We start from the raw sequence: 20,092 nt of genomic DNA on the forward strand, positions 1-20,092 counted from the left end.
GTTTGTTAGCGCTCAACCAACCTCAACCATATCCCGTCCTTGGACCGAACGGTCAGATGCGCCACCGGAACCGGTGTTTTTCCGGGGATTGTTTCGAATTTGAATTGGCGCAACAGCATCGACAGGATCAAGGGCCCCTCAACCATCGCAAACCCCGCCCCAGTGCACACTCTTGGTCCGGCAGAGAACGGAATGTAGGCATTGCGTTGACATGTTTTGCCGTTCTCTGTCTTCCAGCGCGAGGGATCGAACCCGTCGGGATTGTCCCAAAGCCTTTCTTGCCGATGCAGGTGCCACGGGCTGACTACAATTTGTGCACCCTTCGGAACCTCTCGATCGCGAAACTGTTCAGGACATTGCGTTTCTCGAACCATCATTGGCACCGGTGGATAAAGTCGCAACGCTTCGCGAAACACATCTCGGATGACATTCAGCCTGGACATGGTCGAAAAGGACGGGTCCAGGTTTGCCTGTGCCTCTTCCGCGACCATCTCTTGCCAGTCGGGGTACAGCGCCAGCAGATAAAGCGTCCAGGCCAGGGCCGAAGCGCTGGTTTCATGGCCCGCCAGAAAGAAGATCGCGACCTGATCAATCATCTCGTCGGTTTCAAAACACTTCCCCGTGGCGGGATCGGGTGTTGTCATGATTTTTGTGGCCAGATCGTTTGGTGCCGTTCCATCAGCAATGGCCGCAGCGCGATCCGCTGTAAGTTTCTGGATCAAACGCCTGACATCATGCGCATTCCGCCGCGTGTCGCCGGCATGTAGACGAGGAACCCAACGTGGCAGAGGCAAAAAAGCCGCAAGGTTCAAAAGCGGTTGCCGCCTTTGATAGGCGCGGAATTTCTGGAATACTTCGGCTGCGATTTCATGTTCGATAGGCACCGAAAACAGTGTTCTGAAAATGACATCAGCGGCGACATGGCTGGTGATTTCCTCTACTTCAACCTCCGTTCCAACACTCGAATGCAGCCGATTGGCGCAGGCTTGTGAGGCATCTCGCATCGCTGGAAACGTGTCTTTTAACCGCCCGCCTTCAAACGCTGGATCAATGATACGACGTTGTCGCCTCCATGCCTCACCGTTTGTCAGAAATACAGACTCACCCAAAAGCGGCCGCAAACCTTCGCTGATCCGGTTAGACTTCGGGAAATCTTCGGGCCTCTTTTTCAAAACCAGATCAACCAGTTCCGGCTGATTGATCATGTAAGATATAAAGAACGGCGTTCGAAATTCCGCCATCCATGCGCGATAGAGCCGTTGGGGCTGTGCTGAAAGCAGGTCTTTCCGAAACAGTCTCAGATACTGCCACAGCGAAACTTTGTCTGGGCGTGGGGTCGGTTTTGGCGGGATCATGCGTGAACCGTAGTGTATTTTGAAACGGGCTGATCAATACGTGACGGTGAAGGCGCGCGCCCGGCAAATCGTGCAGCCAAGGTTTGGGGGCCCGCGGTGATCCGAAAATAATCGTATGCACCCGGACGGTCAAAGGCGCAGAGATACTGAAAATGCAGCTTGAAGAACCGCCAGCGATCCGCCTTCCAGCGCTCAGGTGACAGTGTTTGTGTAAACGCTGCGGACAAAACCAAGGGCCATTTCTTTTCTGGGCTGCCCACACCGCTGACCGCAACCGGGTCGCATAGCGCAAAGGCGCAGCCATCGCCGGGTGCGGTTATATCGACCCATGCCACGGTGGGTTGCTGGGATAGAAACAGCAAATCCGCGCGTAAACGGTGTGCGTTTGGCAGGAACGAAACCATGGGAACCACCTGCCCCAAAGTCAGAAACGACAAAACCGGGCCTCGGTCATACACGCCACAATCGCGGATCAGATCGGCCAGCACCGACACACCCAGATGCGCGCCAGAGCTGTGGCCGATCACCAAAACCTCGTCTACCTTTTCAGTCAAAGCGTCTTTGATCAGGTCTTGGAATGTGTCCAGCCGCGCCTGCAACTGCGGCGGAGTTTCCCCCTTCAACTGCGCAGAATACGCGTAGTCATGCATCAGGTAATAGGCAAACAGCCGGTTGTCGATTGTGCGAAACCAACGCAACACGGCATAAGCTAGGACACCCACCGGAACCAAAGCCCACGGCCCGACCATTGGGGCAAGCAGTTTCGCCGTCGCCCACGCAACCAGCAGCGCGGCCAGCAGTTGCAAAAGCAGCATGCCTACCGGATACAGCGCAGCAATCACCGGCCCTTTCCTCAGCCCCATCAACCGACGCAGAGTACCCGTTGAGATGTAGGTCCAAGCGGTTCGAGCCAGTTGCAGATAGGTGGACAGGATCGATCCCGTCATGCTGTCCCGCACGATGTCCGACCAGACCAGCACATCGACATCCGTGTGCACCCGTTCACCATCCTGAACCGAGGTGACACGCCAGCCAAAAACTTCGGACCGCTGCTTGGCTGAGACAGAAATCTCGTAGCCGGAAATCTCGGCTTGGGCCTGTGACTCAGACCGATACAACTCGCGATATCGTCGGGGCGGAAAGGGATCATAACCGGGTATGTAAAACACCCGACGTTTGCGCACCCGAGGCTGATTTGTCTGACTGCTCATGCCCTTACCTTCTGTCGTGCAGGTTAACGCAGGCTTGAGGTCAAGGTAAGGGGGTCAGCGGCTCATCCAAAATTTGCCAAAGCCGGGAAGGTTTCCAGTAACCACCAGCTGAACCGGGTAAAGAGGCCTGTGATCAACATGATACCCACGAACAACAGCAAGCCGCCCATAACCTTTTCGATCGTGCCCATGTAAGGCTTGATGCGGTTCATAACGGTCATAGAGCGATTCAGGAACATGGCCGCCAGAAGGAATGGAATGCCCAAGCCTGCCGCATAGACGCCCAGCAACACTGTACCACGCGCCACTGACGCCTCATTTGCTGCTAGCGAAAGGATTGCACCTAACTGAGGCCCAATGCAGGGCGTCCAGCCAAAAGCAAACGCCAGACCCAGAATATAGGCGCCAAAGACCGAGCCACCGGAATCACCTGTTTCGATCCGCGCTTCGCGGTCCAAAAACGGAATTCGGAATACGTTCAGAAAATGCAGACCGAACACGATCACCACTGCGCCCGAGAGCTTGGCGAAAAGCACCTGATTTTGCAGAACAAACGCCCCAAAGGCCGACGCGGTGAAGCCCAAAAGCAGAAAGACGGTCGACAGCCCCATCACAAAAAACAACGCCGACAGGGTTGCCTTACGCCGCGCGCGGGCTTCATCCTGCATCTCGTTGATTGTGACGCCGCTCATATACGCCAGATAGGGCGGCACAATGGGCAGCACGCAAGGCGATAGAAAGCTGATCAAGCCGCCCAGAAGGGCGACGAACATGGCGGGGATCAATCCCGCGTCTATGATTTCAATTCCGAACATGTCTCTGCACATAAGTGATGAAGGTCGATCCGTCACGGGGCCATTCAGTCACATCCTCGTGGTTGGAATCTGGACAATATTTCAACTTGGTCCTATCCCGAATGACATGACCGAGATTACAGAAACGTTGGACGCCCTTGGGCTTTTGTGTCCTCTGCCCGTCCTCAAAGCCCGCAAACGGCTTAAATCCTTGCCTGCAGGGGCCGTACTGCGTGTTTTGGCCGATGACCCGGCGGCTATCGTCGATGTCCCGCATTTCTGCGCCGAGGCTGGGCATACATTGTTGTCGCAAGATCTTGATGGGGCGCATCAGATTTATTTGATTCAAAAATCTGTCTGAAAACCCCTGCCCCAACGAAAAAAGGCGGGCCCATCAGCCCGCCTTTCATTATTTACCCAACGACCACCATCCGCGCCGTTTCGGCTTGGCAGGTCCCGGTTCCGGTTCTTCCGCTACGGTTTCCAGCACGGGTTCGGGCGTTTCTTCCACTGGCGCTTCTGCGGCGGGCTCAACCTCATTCGCAGTAGGTTCTTCAACCGCTTTTGCTGCGGTTGATTCTACATCCGCAGCGGGTTCTCCGACGTTTGCATCCGCACCGATGGCTTTGTCGGCCGCATCCGCAACGCTGGCCTCTTCGGCAATCACCGGTTCTTCAACCGCAGCTTCAGATGCCGCATCAACCGCCACGCCTTGCTCCCGAGCGACCTCTGTTACGTCGCCCTCAGGGGTTTCGGCAACTTTTTCAGCCGCAGGTGCATCCGTTACCGTCTCAGCTTCGGCAACTGCTGTTTCAGCCTGTTCGACCGTTTCTTCTGCTATTACGTCTTTCTTCCGACGACGTGGCGCGCGCTTGCGCTTGGGCTTGGCAGGTTTTTCTTCGTCAGCGGCTTCTGCCTCGACAACCTCAGTCGCAGCTTCTTCATCGGTGGCCTCGCCCTCAGAAGCCTCCTGTGTCTCGTCGTCATTGCCGTCGCTGGATTGCTCTGTCGCATCCCCATTGCCCCCGCCCTTCTTGCGGCGACGACGACGGCGCTTGCGCTTGGGCTTGGATTCCTCCTCTGCCTGGGCAACTTCGTCTTCGGCGACTTCTTCGTCCGACGAATCCACCAAATCCATCAGTGATGCATCGACGGATACAACAGGCGCAGTGGCTTCCGGGACAATCCGACTGGCGGTCTTGAATTTCTCCATCGAGAAATCGGGGCTGACCAAATGAACGTCACCCTCGATCCGCACCGACAGACCGTACCGCGCCTCAATCTGTGCAATGTGCTCGCGCTTTTGATTCATAAGGAAGTTGGCGATGCTGACAGGGCAGCGCACCAGAACCTCACGCGACCTACGGCGGGTTCCTTCCTCTTCGATCTGACGCAGAATCGACAGGGCCATATTGTCGTCCGAACGGATCAAGCCGGTTCCATGACAGGCCGGGCATGGCTGAGTCGTGGCCTCGATCATACCAGGGCGCAGGCGCTGACGGCTCATCTCCAACAGACCAAAGCCCGAAATCCGGCCAACCTGAATACGCGCCCGATCAGTTTTCAGCTTATCCTTCAGACGCTTTTCAACCGCTGCGTTGTTCTTGCGCTCGTCCATGTCGATGAAATCGATGACAATCAGACCGGCCAAGTCACGCAGACGCAATTGACGGGCAACTTCTTCGGCGGCCTCCAGGTTGGTCTTCAGCGCGGTTTCCTCGATCGAGCCTTCCTTGGTCGCCCGACCCGAGTTCACGTCGATCGCCACCAAAGCCTCAGTGACACCGATCACAATGTAGCCACCGGATTTCAGCTGAACCGTCGGGTTGAACATCCCTGCCAGATAGCTTTCGACCTGATACCGCGCGAACAGAGGCAGGGCATCCTCATACCGTTTCACGTTCTTAGCGTGAGACGGCATGATCATTTTCATGAAGTCCTTGGCGATGCGGTATCCGCCCTCACCCTCGACCAGGACCTCGTCGATATCGCGGTTATAAAGATCACGGATCGACCGTTTGATCAGGTCGCCTTCTTCATAGATCTTTGCAGGCGCAATCGATTCCAGTGTCAGGGCGCGGATCTGCTCCCACAAGCGCTGCAGGTATTCGTAGTCGCGCTTGATCTCGGACTTGGTGCGCTTGGCGCCCGCTGTACGAATGATCAAACCGGCCCCGGTCGGGACATCAATGTCCGCGGCAATTTCTTTCAGTTTCTTGCGGTCGGCGGCGTTGGTGATTTTGCGGCTGATACCGCCACCGCGCGCAGTGTTCGGCATCAATACGCAATAGCGACCGGCCAAAGACAGGTAGGTTGTCAGTGCAGCGCCCTTGTTGCCGCGCTCTTCCTTGACCACCTGCACCAGCAGGACCTGACGAACCTTGATAACTTCCTGAATCTTATAGCGACGCGGGCGAGGTTTGCGCGGTGGACGGATGTCTTCGCTGTCATCCTCATCCGCTACGGATTCAATTGAATCATCCTTCGAGGACGCATCGGCCCCCGTGCCTTCGGCGCCTTCTTCATCCGCGTCCTGATCATCGTCGGAGTCTGAGGAGGTTTCAGCCGAGGTATCATTATCTTCAACAGCCGAAGCCTCTGCCGCTTCCTCATTCGCTTTGTCCGAAGCTTCCTCGGCTTGATCTACGACATCTGCTGACGCCTCATCCGAGGCTTCAGCAGGCTCTTCGGTGGTCTCACCAGCAGCGTCGTTGACCCCTTCAGCTTCATCAGTCGCGTCATCGACCTCAACAACAGCCGCTTGCTCAGCGTTGTCAGATACAGCGTCCGACGGGGTCGCATCGCTGTCTTCCGGCTCTTCTACCGGTGTTTCGGCGACAATTTCCATGGGCGAGGTTCCCTCAGGCACCTCTGCATCCGTATCTTCGCCGTCGGCCAGATCGATGGTTTCCATACCAGTCGGCTCGGATGAAACTTCCATCGTTTCAACCGGATCGTCCGATTTCACATCGGCCGCCTTGGACCGCGACCGAGACCGCCGCTTCTTGGGCTTGGATTCTTCGGCTTCATCAAGCGCCTTCATCGCCTCGGCGTAGGCGCGTTCTTCCTCCATCAATGCCTCACGGTCGGCGACGGGGATCTGGTAATAGTCCGGATGAATTTCCGAAAACGCCAGGAATCCATGCCGGTTCCCGCCATAGTCGACAAATGCCGCCTGAAGCGACGGCTCAACCCGTGTTACTTTTGCAAGATAGATGTTGCCAGCAAGCTGGCGTTTGTTTTCGGACTCAAAATCGAACTCCTCAACCTTGTTTCCGTCGACCACCACGACGCGGGTTTCCTCCGCGTGGGTGGCATCGATAAGCATTTTCTTAGCCATTTTTCCTTGGTGCACCGCGCCAAACGCGTTGTCCTGACCTGTCCAGGCGGACAGGCGCATTTGGGGAGGTGTCTTGTCAGGGCGATTTCGGACGGCGCGCGGCAAGGTCTGGCGCTGTGGCCCCCTGCCCGTTCTCTCAATCGTTGCGCGCGCGTCATCGCGGTTCTTCTCCGACAGGCGCGTCTGACCGCTGCCTGCCCATTTATTCCTTTCGCCCAAGGATCCTGGGCTCAGGTACTACACTGCCCCGTTCGGGGCACAATCGGCCTGCTGAACCGCGAGGGCTTGATCCTCATCAACAGATCAGCAGCGAAACTCAAAAATTCGGGTCTTATGGGCGTCAAATTCGCCTGGCCCGTTCGCACACCATAAAAGCAACCCTGTGGAAAAGACAATGGGCAAACTGCATTCCGCCAAAATGCGCGCGGGCGGATCCCTTTCATCTGGCTAAAAATACCTCGGGGGAGTCGCCAAAGGCGACGGGGGCAGCGCCCCCATTCGCGTCACTTAAAGATAGTCTGAACGCTGAAGACCATATTTGGCCATTTTTTCATTCAGCGTCCGGCGCGGCAGGCAGAGTTCGTCCATAACAGACGCAATCGAGCCTTTGTGGCGGCGCATCGTATTGTCGATCAGCATCCGCTCGAACGCTTCGACATATTCCTTCAGCGGCTTACCTTCGGTGGTCATCACCGGCTGCATCTCTTCATGGTCCGACATCAACAGCGACGCAATCGTTCCCGATCCACGGCGCGATTGCAGCACGGCGCGCTCGGCAATATTGATCAATTGGCGCACGTTGCCCGGCCAGGGCGCTTGCAACAGTTGCGCTGCTTCCTGAGCGCTGACCTGAGGCGCATCACAACCGTATTCCTCGGCAAACTGCTCGCTGAGGCGCGTGAAGAGGGTCAGAATGTCCTCACCTCGCTGACGCAGTGGCGGCATCGTGATCCGCAACGCGGCCAGTCGGTAAAACAGATCAGGGCGCAGAACATCCTCAGAGGTTTTTCCCGCTTCCTGCAGATTCGAGATCGCAACGATCCGGGTCTCGGCAGGCGTGCCCTGCTCGTTCATCACGCTCAGCAGCTTGGCCTGTAACGTATCGCTCAGCGCCTCAACATCTTCCAGCACCAGCGTGCCACCGCGCGCTTCTTCGATTGCGGGCAATTGCGCATCCTCGGGCATCATCGGGCCAAACAACCGTTTGGCCAGCGCATCTTCCTCGAGCGCTGCGCAGGATACCAAAACAAACTTCTTGCCCGCGCGGCTGCCCACCGCATGCAGCGCATGCGCCACCAGCGTCTTGCCGGTTCCGGTCTCGCCGTCGATCAACACATGTCCGTCGGCCTGCCCAAGGTCCAGAATATCCTCTCGCAACCGCTCCATCACCGGGCTGGCACCGATCAGCTTATTCATGATCTGCGTGCCACCCGACAGCTCGCGTCGCAGTGCACGGTTGTCCAATGTCAGGCGACGGGCATTGCTGGCGCGCTTGGCCAGTTCGGACATGCGATCGGGATTGAATGGCTTTTCGAGGAAATCGAACGCACCGACACGCATCGCCTCGACCGCCATTGGAACATCACCATGTCCGGTGATCATGATCACAGGCAGGGTGCTGTCGGCGCCCATCAATTTTTTCAGAAGCTGGATGCCATCCATCCCCGGCATTTTGATATCCGAAATCACGATCCCCGGGTAATCCGGCCCCAAAACCTTGAGCGCATCTTCCGCACTGGCAAAGGTTTCAGTGTCATATCCGGACAAAGCAAGCCACTGGCTGATCGACTGGCGCATGTCCTGTTCGTCATCCACAATGGCAATTTTCATGGCCTGTGCCATAGTCATTCCTCGTTATTCCGCGGCCTCAAGGCCGTCGCTTCCCAGTGCTGGCAACTGCATTTCAAACACCGCGCCGCCGTATTGTGCATTGCGCGCAGTCAGCCGTCCCCCATGGTCGTTCACGATCCCAGACGAGATAGCAAGCCCCAGACCTACGCCATCTCCAGGCTGTTTGGTGGTATAGAACGGCTCGAACAGGTTCTCGATATCCTCGATACCATGCCCGTTGTCGCGCACGGTCAGGACCGCCATGTCGCCCGCCGCCAGGATGATTTCCACATCCGGCTCTGCTACTGATTTGGTGGCATCCAGCGCATTTCGCAAGAGGTTGACCATCACCTGCTCGATCCGCATCCGGTCCCCCATCACCATCACAGGTTCTTCCGGCAGGATCTGAGTGATCTTCACATGACGCTGACGCAGTTGGGGCTCCATCATAGACAAGGCCGAGGCCAGCGCTTCACCAAGATTTACAGGCGAAAACGCATCCGCCCCTTTGCGTGCATAAGACTTAAGCTGGCGCGTGATCGCACCCATCCGTTCGATCAGGCCATCGATGCGCCCAAAGCTGGCCAGCGCCTCTTCCGGTCGGTTGCGCCGCAACAACAGACGCGCCCCGGCGAGATATGTTTTCATTGCAGCCAGAGGTTGATTGAGCTCGTGACTGACCGCAGCCGACATCTCGCCCAACGCCGCCAATTTCGAGCTTTGCGCGAGGGTCTGTTCTGCCAAATCCAGCGTCTTTTCAACCCGTTCCCGCTCAGCAATTTCTCGCTGTAGCCGCGCGTTCAATGCGCGAAGCTCTGCCGACTCGCGCTGAAACAGGGCCATGCGCAAGGTGGCCCGACGGCTGAGCGCATAGAACGTCAGCGCCAGAAGAATCGCAAAACCCATGATTTCCAGCGCAAGAACGCTGTTCACCTTTTCGCGGATCGACTCAAAGGTGGTGAAAGATGTCATCTGCCAACCCCGGAACGGGATGCGTGTTTCCATCCGCATCACCGCCTCGCCTTGCAGGTACGCGTCAGGTGGCAAAGCCGTCCAGTCGGTTGTGGCCCGAATGGCGCGTTGAATTGCGCCCTGCGGCGGCTGGCGCAGCATTGCCGTGCTTTCTTCCAAGCCGCGCCAACGTGGCTCGGTGGACAGGATGATCGTTCCGGTGCTGTCCGTGACCATCACCGCGTCTGATATACCGGCCCATGCGCGCTCGAATTTCTGAAGATCCACCTCAACAACGATGACGCCCAGAATTTCCGATCCATTTTCCAGTCGCCGGGAATACACAAAACTGTATCCGCCGGATTCTCTCGGAATGACGGAAAAAATTGTCGCGTTCGATCGGACGGCGTCCACAAAATATGCGGTATTTCTGTGCCCTTCGCCTAGTCTGTTCCGATCGGTCGCCGCGACTGTCCGACCGTCGCTGTCCAGCAACATCAAGGATGCGGCGCCGATTTCTTCTACAAAAGAGATCAACCGCTGCGTTGAAAGCGTGTAGTCACTGGATTGGAGGGCGGAAATCAAGGTTGGGTCACGAGCCAGCAACTGCGGCACGATTGAGTTTCGTCGCAATTCGCTGAGCAAGTTTCCGGAATACAAGGCCAGCCGTAGTTCAGCCCGGTTTCGGGTGGATTCCGTGAACCTGTCAGTCAACAGGCGGTTGGTAATCCAGACCGTTGCGATTGTTGCGACTAGCAACACCAGCACAGACAGGCGCAGCCGCCAGCCCAGCGGCGCACCACGAAACGGTTTCAACAGATTTGACCAGGCTGATCGCACGTCCGAGTTCATGTCCAGACGTTACGCGCGGGCGCGCGTGACCTCAAGTCACGCCGCTTCAAACACGCCCGACAATGCGCGGAACAGCGCCGCCCCGTCGGTGCCACCGTGACCTTCGTCAGCGGCCCGTTCGGGGTGCGGCATCATTCCCAGCACACGGCGGTTTTCCGACAGAATGCCTGCAATATCACCCACCGAACCGTTGGGATTCTCGGTATAGGTGAACGCGATACGGTCTTGATCCTGCAATGCCGACAGCGTTTCGTCGTCCGCAAAGTAATTGCCGTCGTGATGCGCAATCGGAATGCCGATCACGTCACCCGCATTGTAGCCGGCGGTAAACACGCTATCGCTGGTTTCAACCTTCAGGCCCACTGATTTACAAATGTACTTCAGCCCGGCATTGCGCAGCAACGCGCCTGGCAGGATACCCGTTTCTGTCAAAACCTGGAAACCGTTACAGATACCAACTGCATATCCACCACGTTCGGTATGATCCACAACCGCTTTGCAGATCGGTGACTTGGCAGCGATGGCCCCGCAGCGCAGATAGTCGCCATACGAAAAGCCGCCCGGTACGCCCACGATATCTACACTGTCGGGCAACGCTGCGTCTTTGTGCCAGACCATATCAACCTTGAAACCGGCCTGCTCAAAAGCGACGGCGAGGTCTCGGTCACAGTTGGATCCGGGGAATACGATTACGGCTGCGCGCATGGCGGGCCCTCCTACGAGACAAAATCAGTAACCACCGCAACGCCCGGAGGGGTCGGATGATCAAAGGCGGCAAGCTCAGCGCTTACCTGGTTGAGAGATATTTTACGCGTGACCAGTGGGCTCAGGTCGATCCCGCCCCCTGCGATCATCGACAACAAGGACGGATAACGCCAGCTTGGCATTCCCCGTGTACCGAAAACAGAAAGCTGGCCAGAGTACAGCACATCCATTGGCAGTGCCATCTGGGTGTGATCCCCCGCAGGCATTCCGATCTGCACCATGCGCGCCAGTTTGCGAAGGGACCGCATCGCGGAGACAGTCGTCACTTCAATGCCCAAGGCTTCAATTGCAACGTGCGCGCCGCCGCCAGTGATGTCCTTCACGGCTTGCGACGCATCACAGGTCGTCGCATTCACGACCGCGTCCGCGCCCAGAGACATGGCATAATCCAGCTTGTCGTCTGCGATATCGACCACCACAACCCGTGCACCAAGGGCCTTGCCCAACAGCAGGGTCGAGATTCCAACGCCACCGCCACCAAAGACCGCAATCCATTCCCCACCCTGAACCTGCGCCCGTCCGACCAATGCCTGCCATGCTGTCGTCACCCGGCACCCAAGGGCGGCCGCCACTTCGGGCGCAATGCTGTCGGGCAACAATGTAAGGTTAGCATCCGCATGGGCTACAGCAATGTATTCGGCAAAGGCGCCATCGCAGGTGAACCCAGGCACAATCTGATCGTTGCAGATTGTCTGATGCCCCTGCGCACAATCCGCGCAATGTCCGCAAGCCAGAATGAAGGGAGCAATCACCCTGTCGCCAACCCGCCACCGGGTGACGCGGGGGCCAACCGCAACAACCTCGCCACAGTATTCGTGACCGGGTGTCATCGGAAGGATTACGTCCGGGTCCGCGCCTGACCACGCATGCCAATCGGATCGGCACACGCCACACGCCAAAACCCGAACCACAACACCATCTTCGGCGGGTTCGGGGTCGGGTACCGTCGTAACCTCAAGTGGTTGGCGATAGGTGATCAGACGCGCGGCCCGCATTCGGTCAGACCAGTTCGATCTCGTAGCGTTCAATGACCGTGTTGGCCAACAGCTTTTCGCACATTTCGGTGACATCCGCTTCGGTTGCACCTTCGGTCAGTTCAAGGTCGATCACCTTGCCTTGACGTACACCTTCGACCTTATCAAAGCCCATTGCGCCCAATGCGTGCCGAACAGCTTCGCCCTGCGGGTCCAGTACCCCGTTCTTGAGCATCACATGCACCCGTGCTTTCATTTTGGCAACTCCACCTTCGGGCCGCAATCCATGGCCCATTTCGTTGCGCGGGGGATAGCGTGCCTGACCGTTTTCGACAACCCTGTTTCCCAAGCAGTTTGCCGCAGTTGTCATCAAGCGAAGCGACTCTTTCGGTTAATCACCAAGAGATGAACCTTCCGATAACGCAAAAACCAAACTGCGCCGCGGTTTTTGCCGCAGCGCAGTTTAGTTGAAACATAAGTCTCCGGAACGGATCAGTTGATCAGTGTCGGCTTGGTGACATTGGTATTCGGAAGCACACCCAACCGGCGCGCGACTTCTGAATATGCATCGGTCAGATTGCCCAGATCGCGGCGGAACACATCCTTGTCCAGCTTCTGGCCGGTCTCAATATCCCACAGGCGGCAGCTGTCGGGGCTGATTTCGTCAGCCACGATCAGGCGCTGATAGTCGCCGTCGAACACGCGTCCGATTTCGATCTTGAAGTCCACCAGCCGAATACCAACTGCCAGCATCACGCCGCTCATGAAATCGTTCACCCGCAGAGCAATGCTGAGGATGTCGTCCATGTCCTGCTGGCTGGCCCAACCAAAGGCTGCGATATGTTCTTCTGTAACCAGAGGATCACCCAGCGCGTCGTCCTTGTAACAATATTCGACGATCGGGCGCGGCAGTTGAGTGCCTTCTGCTATGCCCAGACGTTTTGACATCGATCCGGCGGCATAGTTTCGAACGATCACTTCCAACGGAACGATTTCGCAATTGCGCACCAGTTGTTCGCGCATGTTCAGGCGGCGAATAAAGTGGTTCGGGATACCGATTTGGGTCAGGCCGTTCATAAAGAACTCGGACAGGCGATTGTTCAATACGCCTTTGCCGTCAATAACGTCCTTCTTTTCCGCGTTGAACGCGGTGGCGTCATCCTTGAAATACTGCACGATTGTGCCCGGTTCGGGACCTTCATACAGAATCTTGGCCTTACCTTCGTAAATTTTCTTGCGACGCGCCATAAGCGACCTTTCCAGTCTGAGCAGAGGGATTGAGTCCCCTCTCGTTGGCGTCCTCATAGTGCAAGCCCCCTTTTCTCGCAAGTTCATGTACCCGAGAGGCTTTGACGCAGCGCAAATACCTTGCGCACGGGACGTCGTATGGTCATATCATCAGGAAACAAGATGTAACCCAAGAGGTCCTCACCCAATGACCACGTTCGACGAACGCGAAAACGCCTTTGAAGCCAAATTTGCTCATGACGAAGAAATGCAGTTCAAGGCCCAGGCCCGCTGCAACAAACTACTGGGCCTATGGGCGGCAGAGAAACTGGGCAAAACCGGTGCCGATGCCGAAGAATACGCAAAGACGGTTGTAATCGCCGATTTTGAAGAAGCCGGGCACGAGGATGTTGTGCGCAAGGTTTCAGGCGATTTGGGTAGCTTGTCCTCGGATGACGAAATTCGGGCGAAAATGGCCGAGCTTTTGCCAGAGGCCAAAGCGCAGGTTCTGAGCGAGACCGACTAAACGATTAGCGCCTGACTCATGATCTTCATGAGTTTTATGAATTTGATTTGACGCCCCTGTCGTGTGACATGGGGCGTCTCTATTTTTTAACGGCGATTTGCGCCTTTTTCTGGAATACCCCAATGACAAATGCGCTGAGCAAGCTTCTGGACACCAATGATGCCATTCTGGCGGATGGAGCGACTGGAACAAACCTGTTCAACATGGGCCTGCAATCCGGCGATGCGCCTGAACTTTGGAACGTGGACGCTCCCGAAAAAATCAAAGCCCTTTATCAGGGTTCCGTCGATGCGGGCAGCGATCTTTTCCTGACCAATACGTTCGGTGGCACATCGGCGCGGCTCAAATTGCATGACGCACAGAATCGCGTGGGCGAACTGAACCGCATCGGTGCGGAACTTGGGCGTGAAGTTGCGGACAAGGCGGGACGCCCCGTTGTGGTCGCTGGATCCGTTGGCCCGACCGGCGAGATCATGGAACCCGTCGGAAGTTTGTCTCATTCCGAAGCGGTGGAAATGTTCCACGAACAAGCCGCAGCACTGAAAGAAGGCGGTGTGGATGTGCTGTGGGTCGAAACCATCAGCGCGCCCGAAGAATTCCGCGCCGCCGCCGAAGCGTTTGCGCTGGCCGATATGCCCTGGTGTGGCACCATGAGCTTTGACACAGCGGGTCGCACAATGATGGGTGTCACCTCGGCTGATCTGGCGCAACTGGTTGAAACGCTGCCAAACCCGCCCATCGCATTCGGAGCCAATTGTGGAACCGGCGCATCAGATATTCTGCGCACTGTTCTGGGCTTTGGCGCACAGGGCACGGAACGTCCTCTGATCTCAAAAGGTAACGCGGGCATTCCGAAATACGTGGATGGCCACATCCACTATGACGGTACACCCGAATTGATGGGCCAATACGCCGCTATGGCCCGCGACGCCGGTGCCACGATCATTGGCGGTTGCTGCGGGACCATGCCCGATCACCTGCGCAAGATGCGCGAGGCGCTGGACACCACATCCCGCGGCGAGCGCCCCACCCTGGAACAAATCACTGATGCGCTTGGTCCGTTTACTTCGGCCTCGGACGGAACCGGCGATGATGCTGCACCCGAGCGCCGAGCGCGCCGCCGCCGCCGCGCCTAAATTCGACCTATTCAGCGCCCTTCGAATTTCGGAGGGCGTTTTTCCATGAATGCCACCACACCTTCGGCGAAATCGCGCGAGCGACCGCATTCGCCTTGCAGATGCGCTTCGGTCGCAAGCTGCTGAGGCAGGGTGTTTTCATATGTCCCACGAACAGCTTGCTTGATCGCGCCATAGGCGGCGGTCGGACCTTTGGCCAGGTATTCCGCCCGTTTGCGCCAATGCGCAGCGAAGTCTTCATCAGGGATGGCCTCCCAGATCAGACCCCAATCATCTGCCTGCCGTGCGCTGATCTTGTCAGCAAACAAAGCCGCCCCCATCGCCTTGGCCAGCCCCATTTGACGTGGCATGAACCAGGTTCCGCCAGCGTCGGGCAGCAACCCGATCCGAGCAAAGGCCTGCAGGAAATAGGCGCTCTCGGCAGCAATCACTACATCCGCGCACAGGGCAAGGTTGGCTCCTGCCCCAGCCGCAGCTCCGTTCACGGCCGCAATCGTTGGCACCGGACAGCTGTGAATCGTCTCCAGCATCGGCTCATATTCGTCCCGCAACGAACGTTCCAGATCAATCTTGCCGGTTGACGACGCATCACCCAAATCCTGTCCCGAGCAAAAAGCAGGTCCAGCGCCGGTGATCACGATGCACCGGGCTCGGGTCGCCGCATCTTTCATTGCGTGAGTGATTTCAGCTCGCATCTGAGTTGTCAGAGCGTTCATCTTGTCAGGTCTGTTCAATGTCAGAACTGCCAGCCCGTCAGAAATATCCAGAACAACCGTTTCGTATTTCATGAAAACCCTCCCGTCGCGCCTTGCGTTTTTGCACACTTACTGACCCAAACGGGATGGGAAAAGCAGAACCAAACGTCAGTCTTCAAGAATTCGGCGCAGGCGTTCCTTTTCGTCCTCACTCAGCGTCGTGCTCTCAACTGAAGCGTGGGCTTTGGCGCGGTTGCGCAGAAAGTTCAGCCCGACCCCGGCTGCAATCAGCAACATGATGGGTCCGGCGAGCCAAAGAAACAGGTTCGAACCGCTGGTCGTCGGCTTCAGCAGAACGTATTCGCCATAGCGATCTACGATAAAGGCAATTGCCTCTTCATCGCTGTCACCCGCGACCAAACGCTCACGCAGCAACAGGCGCAAGTCACGCGCAAGATCTGCATTGCTTTCGTCGATGCTCTCGTTCCGGCAAACAAGGCAGCGTAGGCCAGTGCTGAGGTCGCGCGCCCGCTGTTCGAGGACCGGATCATCCAGCACCTCGTCGGGCTGCACCGAAAACACGGGTGTCGCCAGCAGCATTAGGATCAGTACAAGGCGTTTCATTCTGCGGGCACTCCGCCAACCGGGGTTTTTCTGGCCCCAGCCGCAACACGGAATCGTCTGTCACATAGGCTTAGGATACCGCCTAGCGACATTAGAATGCAGCCACCCCAGATCCAGTTTGCGAGCGGTTTGATATAGGTCCGCATGACCCAGCCCCCATCGGCCTGCTGATCGCCGATCACAACGTAAAGGTCGCCCAGGAAACGATAGTCGATCGCAGCCTCAGTCGTGGGCATACGCGCCACCGGATAGTCGCGTTTTTCCGGGTGCAGGGTGCCAATCAGACGTCCATTCTTTTCAACCAGGACATCTGCCGTGGTCGAGAAATAGTTCGGCCCCTCAACCTGCCGCACATCTTGCAGGGTCAGCGTGAACTGCCCCACCACGAACGGCTTGTTGGGTTGCGCCACGCGAATATCTTCGGCCTCCCACGCAGTCAGACCAGCGACCGCGAAGATGGTGACGCCCAAACCGGTATGAGCAACCGCTTTTCCCCAATCCGCGCCCGGCAAACGGAACAGGCGCTTAAGGCTGCCATTGCGGCCTGTGCGGCTCCACAAATCAAGCGCTGCACCAAAGGTGATCCAGGCCCCAAGGAACAGCCCAACCGGCCCAAGCGCGCTGCGTCCGGTTTGCATCGCCCAAACCAGCAGAGCAATTGCCAGCGCAAGGCCAAAGGCATAGCGCAGCGACCACGCGGTCTTGCCAATCCTTCCCCGCTTCCAAGGCAACATTGACCCAATCGGCAGGATCAACCCAAGCAGCACCATGAACGGAGAGAACGCCGCATTGAAGAACGGAGCACCGACCGAGAGCTTCCGGTCGAACATCATCTCAGCCACCATCGGCCACATGGTGCCTACGAACACAACAAAACAGCTGACAGCCAGCAGCACGTTGTTCGCCACCAAAGCGCTTTCGCGGCTGACCATACCAAACACACCCTTGGCCTCCATCGCTTGGGCGCGCGCGGCAAACAGCGTCAATGCCCCGCCGATAAAGAACACCAGGATCATCAGGATAAACACGCCACGTTCGGGATCGGTTGCAAAGGCATGAACAGACGTGAGAAGCCCAGACCGCACAATGAATGTGCCGATCAGTGAAAATCCGAATGCGATGATTGCCAGCAAAATGGTCCAACTTTTCAGCGCCTCGCGCTTTTCCACAACGATAGCCGAGTGCAACAGCGCGGCTGCCAGAAGCCACGGCATGAAAGAGGCGTTCTCAACCGGGTCCCAGAACCAGAAACCGCCCCAGCCGAGTTCGTAGTACGCCCACCAGGACCCCAACGCGATCCCGATCGTCAAAAAGACCCATGCTGCCAGTGTCCAAGGCCGCACCCACCGCCCCCATGCGGCGTCGACGCGGCCTTCGATCAGGGCGGCAACGGCAAAGCTGAACGCCATACTCAGCCCCACATATCCGAGATAGAGAAACGGTGGATGGAAGGCCAAACCGGGGTCTTGAAGCAGTGGGTTCAGGTCGCGCCCGTCAAACGGCGCAATTGCAAGCCGGTCAAACGGGTTTGACGTGAACAAAATGAAGGCAAAAAATGCGACAGCAATTGAAGACTGCACGGCCAACACACGTGCCTTAAGCGTTGGCGGCAAACCGCCCCCAAAAAACGCAGCCATCGCACCGAACAAGGTGACAATCAGCACCCAAAGCAACATGGACCCTTCGTGGTTCCCCCATGTCCCACTTATCTTGTAGATCATCGGCTTGGCCGAGTGGCTGTTCTCAACCACGATCCTCAGGGAAAAGTCGGACACGACGAAAGCCCAGATCAGAGCACCGAAGGAAAATGCCGTTAGCAGGAACTGAACAATGGCCGAAGGCTCGGCAAATGCCATCCATCCGGTCCAACGTTTCGAGGCACCGATCAGGGGCACCACGCTTTGCACGATTGCGACAAAGAAGGCGAGAATTAGGGCAAAGTGGCCGAGTTCTGTAATCATGCCCCGGAATATACTCCGGGGCCAATCCGGGGGCCAATAACTTTCGCCAGATCCGGGGGCACATAGTGTCGCGGGTCAGGTCCCACGACGCTTGCGCCAGTCTTCCAGCGCAGGGTTGGCATCAGGGCGCGTGATGTCTTGCGTCAAAGCTGAATCCGGGCCAGGATCCGCAGCCCCCGGGCTGTCGGCTCGCAGGGCGCGCAACTGCTCGATATTGTTCAGGACGGCAGGCAATCGCAGCATTGAAACACCGATATCCCTTTGAAACTCCTGCATCTTCACCTGATGCCGTGCTCCAAAGTAAAAGGAAACGATAACGCCCAACAACCACCATAAAGGTTCCGGCACCAAAGCCATGCCTTGCATCCTAGCCGCAAACCACAGCGGATCGACCATGGCCGCGATGAACAACCCCAGCGTCCCCAAGGCCAAAGCCGGACGTAGCAGTCGATTCACACCATCCATAAACCGGTCAAATGAACCTTTTTGCGCAGTTTGGAATTCACCACCAAATTGCAACATGGCTTGCGCTTGAACCTCGGCTCCTCTCTGCGCGCCTGCTTCGGCGTTTTCGCGGTAAAGCTCAACGGTTTCTCTTACCCCATTGCGTCCATTCCCAAACAACAGCGCCAAGACGCCCGAGATCAATCCCATGCTTCCACCCTTCTTTGAAACGCGTCATCTGACATGTGATAGCGGTGCGACAGAAATTCTTCGGCGCGTTTAATCCAGCCACCTTTGCCCCCTGACCGGCTTTGCGCATATTTTCTTAACGCCGGTCGTCGATCCGCCAGACGAAAGTAGTAATTCCGCCGCGCAATCCCGTATGCATCCCGCAGTGTGGATGGGTCCGGCTGGGCTGCACTTACACAAGCTGCTGCGGTCTTTGGACCAATCACGCCATCCACTGCCACATTGAAGCCCATGTCTCGCAAAAGTCGTTGCAAGATTTTCACTGCCTGAGATCCGGCGTTCACATACATGTCAAAGACCGAAGCGTGCAGCACATTCGGCAACGACGAAACACGTGGCTTATCAAAGTAATGCTGAACAAAGATGTCGACCGCTTTTTGCCGCGTGAGCAACCGCACGTCGGCAACATCCACAGCACCATCGCCAGTCAAATCCAATCCCAGACGTCGCATTGTGTGAATGGTCACACCGTATTTCGTGGCACCGCCGGGGTCGTCCGGATCATCCACAAACCCGCCTTCTCGTGCAACGATGTCTTCTGCGATCTGCCGAACCGTTTGCATGACATCCCCCAATTTTAACAATCGCGGCAACGGTCCGACAAACCTGTTAACATCCAGAAACGACAAAGGGCGCTGCAGTTTGAACACGTGCAACGCCCTTTATTCTTTTGTTCAATGGCTACATTTGCCCGAGAAGCCCGACGATCAGCTGCCTTCCGCTTCTTTGTAAACACCTTGCTCTTTCAGCGCGTCCATTACCTCTTTCGGCATGTAAGTTTCGTCATGTTTGGCAAGGATTTCAGTTGCTTCAAACACGCCGTTTACGTAGCTTCCGGTGCCAACCATGCCTTGGTTCTCGGTAAACAGATCCGGCAGAACGCCCGTGAACGAGACCGGGACACTCTCCCCCCCATCCGTAACCACAAAATGAACGGTTTCGCCCTGCCCACGAATGATCGAGCCTTCTTCAACAAGCCCGCCTATGCGGAACACCTCGGTCGGTTTGGGCGGCTCCGCAATTACCTCGCTGGGCGAACGGAAGAAATTGATGCCATCCTGCAAGGCCCACCCAATCAACGCCGTCGATGCCACCAAGGCAACGACCGCTACCAAAATGACTTGTACTCGACGACGTTTCTTAAGCGTTTTCATACCG

Annotated in this window: 19 protein-coding genes; 3 read left to right on the forward strand and 16 right to left on the reverse strand. The window is 57.0% G+C overall.

All coding sequences use genetic code 11. The features are described from left to right. Positions 1–5 precede the first annotated feature (5 nt). From GS630_RS07240 to GS630_RS07250, 3 genes are all read right to left on the reverse strand, one after another. On the reverse strand, positions 6–1,355 hold the full coding sequence (locus GS630_RS07240) for a cytochrome P450 (protein ID WP_171619093.1): 1,350 nt from the start codon (positions 1,353–1,355) through the stop codon (positions 6–8). After that, on the reverse strand, positions 1,352–2,566 hold the full coding sequence (locus GS630_RS07245; RefSeq protein WP_171174189.1) for a hypothetical protein: 1,215 nt from the start codon (positions 2,564–2,566) through the stop codon (positions 1,352–1,354). The genes GS630_RS07240 and GS630_RS07245 overlap by 4 nt, the downstream gene beginning before the upstream one ends. Positions 2,567–2,628: 62 nt before the next feature. After that, complete coding sequence (locus tag GS630_RS07250; protein ID WP_171174191.1) at positions 2,629–3,381, reverse strand: cytochrome c biogenesis CcdA family protein; 753 nt, start codon at positions 3,379–3,381, stop codon at positions 2,629–2,631. Between the two features lie 106 nt (positions 3,382–3,487). On the opposite strand from GS630_RS07250, the gene GS630_RS07255 reads away from it, so the two are divergent. Then, positions 3,488–3,721: a sulfurtransferase TusA family protein gene (locus tag GS630_RS07255; protein ID WP_171174194.1), complete on the forward strand. Its 234-nt coding sequence runs from the start codon at positions 3,488–3,490 to the stop codon at positions 3,719–3,721. A 48-nt stretch (positions 3,722–3,769) separates the two neighbouring features. Here the strand turns inward: GS630_RS07255 and GS630_RS07260 are convergent, their stop codons facing one another. The 7 genes from GS630_RS07260 to purC form a co-directional block, all read right to left on the reverse strand. Continuing rightward, the gene (locus tag GS630_RS07260) at positions 3,770–6,700 is read right to left on the reverse strand and encodes a ribonuclease E/G (protein ID WP_171711993.1); all 2,931 of its coding nucleotides are present in this window, start codon (positions 6,698–6,700) and stop codon (positions 3,770–3,772) included. A gap of 507 nt (positions 6,701–7,207) precedes the next feature. Further along, complete coding sequence (locus GS630_RS07265) at positions 7,208–8,542, reverse strand: sigma-54 dependent transcriptional regulator (RefSeq protein WP_050603452.1); 1,335 nt, start codon at positions 8,540–8,542, stop codon at positions 7,208–7,210. A gap of 12 nt (positions 8,543–8,554) precedes the next feature. After that, on the reverse strand, positions 8,555–10,333 hold the full coding sequence (locus GS630_RS07270) for an ATP-binding protein (protein ID WP_171619095.1): 1,779 nt from the start codon (positions 10,331–10,333) through the stop codon (positions 8,555–8,557). 36 nt (positions 10,334–10,369) lie between these two features. After that, a complete protein-coding gene (gene purQ / locus GS630_RS07275) occupies positions 10,370–11,038 on the reverse strand; it encodes a phosphoribosylformylglycinamidine synthase subunit PurQ (RefSeq protein ID WP_171619097.1) in 669 nt (222 codons plus the stop codon). An 11-nt stretch (positions 11,039–11,049) separates the two neighbouring features. Further along, positions 11,050–12,093 (reverse strand): zinc-dependent alcohol dehydrogenase family protein, encoded by a 1,044-nt coding sequence (locus GS630_RS07280; protein ID WP_171619099.1) that lies wholly within the window; start codon positions 12,091–12,093, stop codon positions 11,050–11,052. A 4-nt stretch (positions 12,094–12,097) separates the two neighbouring features. After that, on the reverse strand, positions 12,098–12,328 hold the full coding sequence (gene purS / locus GS630_RS07285) for a phosphoribosylformylglycinamidine synthase subunit PurS (protein WP_171234565.1): 231 nt from the start codon (positions 12,326–12,328) through the stop codon (positions 12,098–12,100). A 236-nt stretch (positions 12,329–12,564) separates the two neighbouring features. Beyond that, positions 12,565–13,320, reverse strand: coding sequence for a phosphoribosylaminoimidazolesuccinocarboxamide synthase (gene purC, locus GS630_RS07290; protein WP_171234202.1), 756 nt, complete (start codon positions 13,318–13,320; stop codon positions 12,565–12,567). 187 nt (positions 13,321–13,507) lie between these two features. On the opposite strand from purC, the gene GS630_RS07295 reads away from it, so the two are divergent. After that, entirely contained in the window at positions 13,508–13,825 is a 318-nt protein-coding gene (locus GS630_RS07295) for a DUF1476 domain-containing protein (RefSeq protein ID WP_171174201.1), read from the forward strand. A 122-nt stretch (positions 13,826–13,947) separates the two neighbouring features. Beyond that, positions 13,948–14,961 carry a betaine--homocysteine S-methyltransferase gene (gene bmt / locus GS630_RS07300; protein WP_171174204.1) on the forward strand — a complete coding sequence of 338 codons (1,014 nt, stop codon included), beginning with the start codon at positions 13,948–13,950 and terminating at the stop codon, positions 14,959–14,961. A gap of 11 nt (positions 14,962–14,972) precedes the next feature. Here the strand turns inward: bmt and GS630_RS07305 are convergent, their stop codons facing one another. The 6 genes from GS630_RS07305 to ccmE form a co-directional block, all read right to left on the reverse strand. Beyond that, positions 14,973–15,749: an enoyl-CoA hydratase-related protein gene (locus GS630_RS07305; protein WP_171174206.1), complete on the reverse strand. Its 777-nt coding sequence runs from the start codon at positions 15,747–15,749 to the stop codon at positions 14,973–14,975. A gap of 75 nt (positions 15,750–15,824) precedes the next feature. Further along, positions 15,825–16,280 (reverse strand): cytochrome c-type biogenesis protein, encoded by a 456-nt coding sequence (locus GS630_RS07310; RefSeq protein WP_171174208.1) that lies wholly within the window; start codon positions 16,278–16,280, stop codon positions 15,825–15,827. Then, positions 16,277–18,241: a heme lyase CcmF/NrfE family subunit gene (locus GS630_RS07315; protein ID WP_171174210.1), complete on the reverse strand. Its 1,965-nt coding sequence runs from the start codon at positions 18,239–18,241 to the stop codon at positions 16,277–16,279. The genes GS630_RS07310 and GS630_RS07315 overlap by 4 nt, the downstream gene beginning before the upstream one ends. A 75-nt stretch (positions 18,242–18,316) precedes the next feature. Then, positions 18,317–18,895, reverse strand: a complete 579-nt coding sequence (locus GS630_RS07320) for a holin family protein (RefSeq protein WP_171619101.1) — start codon at positions 18,893–18,895, stop codon at positions 18,317–18,319. Next, the gene (locus tag GS630_RS07325) at positions 18,886–19,497 is read right to left on the reverse strand and encodes a holin-associated N-acetylmuramidase (protein ID WP_171174215.1); all 612 of its coding nucleotides are present in this window, start codon (positions 19,495–19,497) and stop codon (positions 18,886–18,888) included. Before GS630_RS07325 ends, GS630_RS07320 begins: the two co-directional genes overlap by 10 nt. A gap of 144 nt (positions 19,498–19,641) precedes the next feature. Further along, positions 19,642–20,088, reverse strand: coding sequence for a cytochrome c maturation protein CcmE (ccmE, locus tag GS630_RS07330; RefSeq protein WP_171089834.1), 447 nt, complete (start codon positions 20,086–20,088; stop codon positions 19,642–19,644). Positions 20,089–20,092 lie beyond the last annotated feature (4 nt).

It is taken from the genome of Ruegeria sp. HKCCD7303 (genome assembly GCF_013111185.1).
Lineage (GTDB): Bacteria > Pseudomonadota > Alphaproteobacteria > Rhodobacterales > Rhodobacteraceae > Ruegeria.